Here is a 6,532-nt window from a genome sequence, read left to right on the forward strand (position 1 = left end):
TGAGACTGGACGAAGCATCGACTAGACTCCAATTTCTCCCATCGGATAACGCCCGCAGAGATGAGCGAAACCCTGCCCACGAGTGCCCCGCCGCGCTGGATGAACTACCTCGCGCTCGCCCTGCTCCTGCTAGCCCTCGCCTGGCTCATCATGCGCCCGCCCCCCCTAGAGCCGGTGCAGCCGGTGCCCTACTCGCACTTCAAGGCGCTGGTGCGCGAGGGGACCATGGCCGAGGTTTCACTACGCGGCAAGGTGGCACAAGGTCGGCTCGTCGCACCCCGCCCTCTCGGCCCGCAGGGCGCCCTCATCCAGAAAGTCTCCACCCGCCTGCCCGACCTAGGCGACGACACGCTGTTGCCCTTGCTGGAAGAGAAGGGCGTGACCGTCAGCGTCGAGGCGGACGACCCGCAGGGCGGTCTGCTGGCCCTGGCGGCGGTCTTCCTCCCCTGGGTGTTGCTGTTCCTGTTCTTCTACTGGGTCTACCAGCGCACCCAGCGCACGCTCTCCGGCATCGGCGGCGCCGGCGACCTGAAGGGCTTCCTCGAGGGGGCGGTGAAGAAGGCCGAGGTACCCGAGGTGAACTTCGAGGACGTCGCCGGCCAGGACAACGCCAAGCGCGAAGTGGCGGAACTGGTGGAGTACCTGCGTGATCCCGAGCGCTTCCGCCGTCTGGGGGCCGAGGTGCCCAAGGGCGTACTGCTGATGGGCGCCCCCGGCACCGGCAAGACCCTGCTCGCCAAGGCCCTCGCCGGTGAGGCCGGCGTGCCGTTCTACAGCATCTCGGCCTCCGAGTTCATTGAGATCTTCGTCGGCGTCGGCGCCTCGCGGGTGCGCCGCCTGTTCAAGGCCGCCAAGGAAAACGCCCCTGCCATCGTCTTCATCGACGAGCTGGACAGCATCGGCCGCACCCGCGGCACGGGCCTCGGCGGCGGGCACGACGAGCGCGAGCAGACCCTCAACCAGATCCTCGCCGAACTGGACGGCTTCACCGGCCGCGAGGCGGTCATCGTGCTGGCCGCGACCAACCGCCCCGACATCCTCGATCCTGCCCTGCTGCGCCCGGGCCGCTTCGACCGCCACGTCACCCTGGAGCTGCCGGACCGCAAGGACCGCGTGGCCATCCTCAGGGTGCACCTGCGCAAGATCCCGGTCGCCGGGGACGTGGATCTCGACCGAATCGCTGCGGGCACCCCCGGCTTCTCCGGCGCGGATCTCAAGAACCTGGTCAACGAGGCCGCCATCCTCGCCGCACGGGACAATGAATTCCAGGTGCGCATGAAGCACTTCGACGAGGCGCGTGACAAGATCCTGCTCGGCGGGGTGCGCTCGCTCGTGATCCAGCCCGATGAGCGCCACCGCCTGGCGGTGCACGAGGCCGGCCACACCCTCGTGGCCCACTTCCTGCCTCACGCCGACCCGCTCTACAAGGTGACCATCATCCCGCGTGGACGAGCCCTTGGCGGCACCCACCAGCTGCCCGAGACCGAGCGCCACACCCTGCCCGAGGACTACCTGTTCGACCGCCTGGCGGTGATCCTTGCCGGGCGTGCGGCCGAGGAGGCCGTGCTCGGCAACGTCAGCTCCGGGGCGGACGACGACATCCACCAGGCCACCCAGCTCGCCCGCGCCATGGTTGGGCGCTGGGGCATGTCGCGCGAGATCGGCCCCGTGGACCTGCGCGAGAGCGACGAGCATCCCTTCCTCGGCCTCGAGATCGCCCAGCCCCGGCGCTACAGCGAACACGCCGCCCAGGCGGTGGACGAGGCGGTGCAGGCCCTGCTGAAGAAGGCCGAGGAGACCGCGCGCGAGGTCATCCGCGCCCACCGAGGCGAGCTGGACCAGTTGGTCGCGGCACTGGAGGAGAAGGAGACCCTGGTGCGCAGCGAGATCGAGGCCTGTCTCGGCGGCAGGCCAGGACAGCAGGCGGACGAGGCAGCGACCTGAGCCCTGTATGCCCCTTCATCTCCGGCGACCGAGGGCAAGCAGTTCCTCGTAGAGTTTCCGCTCCTTGGGCGAGAGGCGCTCCGGCACCCGCACCTGCACGCGGACGAGCATGTCGCCCCTTCCAACCTTCCAAGAAAAAACGAAGGCCGGGTTTCCCCGGCCTTCTCTTTGCTCTCCTCGGCGTCAATCCCAGCTCAACGCCCCCCCCGTCTGGTACTCCGTCACCCGGGTCTCGAAGAAGTTCTTTTCCTTCTTCAGGTCGATGACCTCGCTCATCCACGGGAAGGGGTTGGTCGCCCCGGGATACAGCTCCGGCAGGCCGAGCTGGTTGCAACGGCGGTTGGTGATGAAGTGCATGTACTCCTCGCACATCTCCGCGTTCAGCCCCAAGAGGCCGCGCGGCATGGTGTCACGGGCATAGGCGACCTCAAGCTCGCAGGCGGTGCGCAACATCTCCAGCACCTCGGCCTGGAACGCGGCGGTCCACAGCTGCGGATTCTCCAGACGGATGGTGTTGATGACGTCGATGCCAAAGTTCAGGTGGATCGACTCGTCGCGCATGATGTACTGGTACTGCTCGGCGATGCCGGTGAGTTTGTTGCGCCGCCCAAGGCTCAGGATCTGGGCAAAACCGGTGTAGAACCACATGCCTTCGAACACCACGTAGAACGCGACCAGATCGCGCAGGAAGTTCTGCGCGCCCTCGGTGGTGCTGGTGTCGAAGTCGCCATTCATCAGCCCCTTGGTGTACTTGAGCGCCCACGCATCCTTGGCGGTGATGGAGGGCACCTCGCGGTACATGTTGAACACCTCGCCCTCCGACAGGCCGAGGCTGTCGACGATGTACTGGAAGGTGTGGGTGTGGATCGCCTCCTCAAAGGCCTGGCGCAGCAGGTACTGGCGGCACTCGGGGTTGGTAATGTTCTTGTAGATGGCGAGCACGATGTTGTTGGCGACCAGGCTCTCCGCGGTGGCGAAGAAGCCGAGGTTGCGCAGCACCATGGCACGCTCGTCCGGGGTGAGGCCATCCCTGCTCTTCCACAAGGCGATGTCGGCCTGCATGGAAACCTCGGTCGGCATCCAGTGGTTGTTGCACGCGGCGAGGTACTTCTCCCACGCCCAGGTGTACTTCATCGGCAACAGCTGGTTGACGTCCGCCGTGGCGTTGATGATGCGCTTCTCGGAGACGCTGACGCGTGCAGCGCCGGTGGCGATGGCGTCAAGGCCGCTCGCGGCATGCTGTTCACCGTGAGCCGGCTCATCGAAGTCGTGCATCCGCAGCGCGGCCTCGACCACGGCCGGGGGGACCGGAGCGGCGGAAGGCTCCGCCGGGGTGAGGTTTTTGCTCGGAATGGGATCGTCCCAGTTCAGCATGATGATATCCTCCAATCCAGCCCGCCTTACTGGCAGGCCTCACAAGTGGGGTCGAGAATCGAGCAGGCCTTCGGCATGGCCGGTTCGGCGGCATCGGCACTCACCCCGCGCAGCTTGCCGTCGAGCTTGGTCAGGGTGGTCTTCTCGACGTGGGTCTTGCCCATGGCGCGCAGGTAGTAGGTGGTCTTCAGGCCACGCACCCAGGCAAGCTTGTAGAGGTTGTCGAGCTTGGGCCCGGACGGCTCGGCCATGTACAGGTTCAGGGACTGGGCCTGATCGATCCACTTCTGCCGACGGGAGCCGGCCTCGACCAGCCAGCGCGGGTCGATCTCGAACGCGGTGGCATAGAGCTGCTTGAGCTTCTCGGGCACGCGGTCGATCGGCTGCACGCTGCCGTCGAAGTACTTGAGGTCATTGACCATGACCTCGTCCCACAGGCCGAGCTTCTTGAGGTCCGCCGCAAGATAGGGGTTGACCACGGTGAAATCGCCCGACAGGTTCGATTTGACGAACAGGTTCTGGTAGGTCGGCTCGATCGACTGGCTCACCCCGCAGATATTGGAGATGGTCGCGGTCGGCGCGATCGCCATGACGTTGGAGTTGCGCATGCCGTGCTTCTTCACACGCTGGCGCAGACCGGCCCAATCGAGGGTCTGGCTGCGGTCCTGCTCGAGATAGCCGCCGCGCCCCTGCTCCACGAGGTCGATGGAGTCGATCGGCAGAATGCCCTTGCTCCACAGGGAGCCGTCGTAGCTGTGGTACTTGCCGCGCTCCTCGGCGAGCTCGGAGGAGGCCTGGATGGCGAAGTAACTGACGGCCTCCATCGAGGTGTCGGCGAACTCGACCGCATCCTGCGAGGCATAGGGCAGCCGCAACTTGTAGAGCGCGTCCTGGAAGCCCATGATGCCGAGCCCGACCGGGCGGTGACGCAGGTTGGAGTTACGCGCCTGCGGCACGGCGTAGTAGTTGTACTCGATCACGTTGTCGAGCATGCGCATGGCGGTGCGAATGGTGCGCTCCAGCTTCTGCATGTCGAGGCCATCCTCGTCCACGTGCTGGGCGAGGTTGATCGAACCGAGGTTGCACACCGCGATCTCATGGTCGTTGGTGTGCAGGGTGATCTCGGTGCACAGGTTGGAGGAGTGCACCACGCCCGCGTGCTGGTTGGTGTAACGCAGGTTGCAGGGATCCTTGAAGGTGATCCACGGATGCCCGGTCTCGAACAGCATCGAGAGCATCTTGCGCCACAGCTGCACCGCCGGGATGCGCTTGAACAGCTTGATGCGCCCCTCGTCCGCCATACGCTCGTACTCGACGTAGCGCTTCTCGAAGGCCTGACCGGTCAAATCGTGCAGATCCGGACAGTCGGCCGGGGAGAACAGGGTCCAATCCTGCTCCTCGACCACGCGCTTCATGAACAGGTCCGGGATCCAGTTGGCGGTGTTCATGTCGTGGGTACGGCGGCGGTCGTCCCCCGTGTTCTTACGCAGGTCGAGGAATTCCTCGATGTCCAGGTGCCAGGTCTCAAGGTAGGCGCAGACCGCCCCCTTGCGCTTGCCCCCTTGGTTGACCGCCACGGCGGTGTCGTTGGCCACCTTGAGGAAGGGCACCACGCCCTGCGACTTGCCGTTGGTGCCCTTGATGTGAGAGCCGAGGGCGCGAACGCGAGACCAGTCGTTGCCCAGGCCGCCAGCAAACTTCGACAGGAGCGCATTGTCCTTGATGGCACCGAAGATGCCGTCGAGGTCGTCGGGCACCGTGGTCAGGTAGCAGCTGGAGAGCTGCGGACGCAGGGTACCGGAGTTGAACAGGGTCGGGGTGCTGCCCATGAAGTCGAAGGAAGACAGCAGCTGGTAGAACTCGATCGCACGCGCCTCGCGGTCGATCTCGTTGATCGCCAGGCCCATCGCCACGCGCATGAAGAAGACCTGCGGCAACTCGATACGGTGGCCCTGGTGGTGAATGAAGTAGCGGTCGTACAGAGTCTGCAGGCCAAGGTAGGTGAACTGCAGATCGCGCGACGCATCCAGCGCCTTGCCCAGGCGCTCAAGGTCATAGCTACGCAACTCCGGATCGAGCAGCTCGTGCTCCACCCCCCGGAGGATGAAGGCACGGAAAGCCTCGCCGTAGCGCTGCCCCATCTCGGCCTGGGTGGCATGACTGGGAGTCAGGTTGAGGTAGGTCAATGCCTCGGTGCGCAGCTGATCCATCAGCAGGCGGGCGGCGACGAAGGAGTAGTTCGGCTCCTTCTCGATCAGGGTGCGCGCGCTCATGACCAAGGCGGCACTCACTTCCTTCTCGGATACCCCGTCGTACAAGTTGCGCAGGGTTTCCTCGAGCACCAGGGCAGCCTCCGTACCCTCCAGGCCGGCACAGGCCTCGCGGGCCAGGGTGCGCATCCGCTCCATGTCCAGCGGCACCATGGTGCCGTCGAGCAGGGTCACGTTGAGGGCGCGAGCGTCCGGAGCCGCTTCAGCCTCCTGCCCCATTTCCTCGGCACGCTCGCGCGCACGGGCCTCACGGTAAAGCACGTAGGCCCGTGCAACCTTATGATGGCCTTCACGCATCAGGGCCAGTTCGACCTGGTCCTGGATGTCTTCGATATGAAAGGTGCCACCGCCCGGGGAGCGACGCTTGAGCGCGGCGACCACCGTCTCGGTCAGCGCTGCCACGGTTTCGTGAATACGCATGGAGGCTGCCGCCGAGCCCCCCTCAACGGCCAGGAAGGCCTTGGTCACCGCCACACTGATCTTGCTCGCGTCAAAGCTCGTGACCTTGCCGTTACGGCGGATCACGCGGAACTGACCCGGCGCAGGCAGCACGGCCTCGACCGCAGACGCGGTCGCCACAAGGGCAGAAGGGGTCTTTTGATCGGGGCTGGAAGTCGAAGCGCCAGGGGTCATCACGTCATCTCCAAACGAAACCACAAAACACATCATATAGTGTCAATGCACATCGTCAAGCACTACATACTGTGCATAGACCTGTGCACAAGCCTGTAGATAAACGTGGAAAAGACAGGGGAAAAAGGCGGGAACGGCGTCGGGACAGGTCGCATGGCCAACGGCTGCACAGTCCGGTGGAGAGGCGTCGGGCAGCCATAAAATTTTTGGATAAAGAAAAGAAAAACCCCCAGTCTAAGGACTGGGGGTTTATGGGATAGGTGCTTGGCGGTGACCTACTTTCACATGGGGAAGCCCCACACTATCATCGG

Annotated in this window: 3 protein-coding genes; 1 reads left to right on the forward strand and 2 read right to left on the reverse strand. The window is 64.8% G+C overall.

Translation table 11 applies throughout. The features are described from left to right. The first annotated feature begins 60 nt into the window (after positions 1-60). Positions 61-1,944, forward strand: coding sequence for an ATP-dependent zinc metalloprotease FtsH (ftsH, locus tag V6D91_RS11345; protein ID WP_347320592.1), 1,884 nt, complete (start codon positions 61-63; stop codon positions 1,942-1,944). Between the two features lie 183 nt (positions 1,945-2,127). Here the strand turns inward: ftsH and V6D91_RS11350 are convergent, their stop codons facing one another. Next, positions 2,128-3,318 carry a ribonucleotide-diphosphate reductase subunit beta gene (locus V6D91_RS11350; protein ID WP_347320594.1) on the reverse strand — a complete coding sequence of 397 codons (1,191 nt, stop codon included), beginning with the start codon at positions 3,316-3,318 and terminating at the stop codon, positions 2,128-2,130. A 26-nt stretch (positions 3,319-3,344) separates the two neighbouring features. Continuing rightward, positions 3,345-6,167, reverse strand: a complete 2,823-nt coding sequence (locus tag V6D91_RS11355; protein ID WP_347320606.1) for a ribonucleoside-diphosphate reductase subunit alpha — start codon at positions 6,165-6,167, stop codon at positions 3,345-3,347. Positions 6,168-6,532 lie beyond the last annotated feature (365 nt).

It is taken from the genome of Thiofaba sp. EF100 (assembly GCF_039822285.1).
Lineage (GTDB): Bacteria > Pseudomonadota > Gammaproteobacteria > Halothiobacillales > Halothiobacillaceae > Thiofaba.

Coding starts and splice junctions, on each gene's coding strand:
- ftsH (WP_347320592.1), top strand. CDS start 61: ATGAGCGAAACCCTGCCCACGAGTGCCCCGCCGCGCTGGATGAACTAC.
- V6D91_RS11350 (WP_347320594.1), bottom strand. CDS start 3,318: ATGCTGAACTGGGACGATCCCATTCCGAGCAAAAACCTCACCCCGGCG.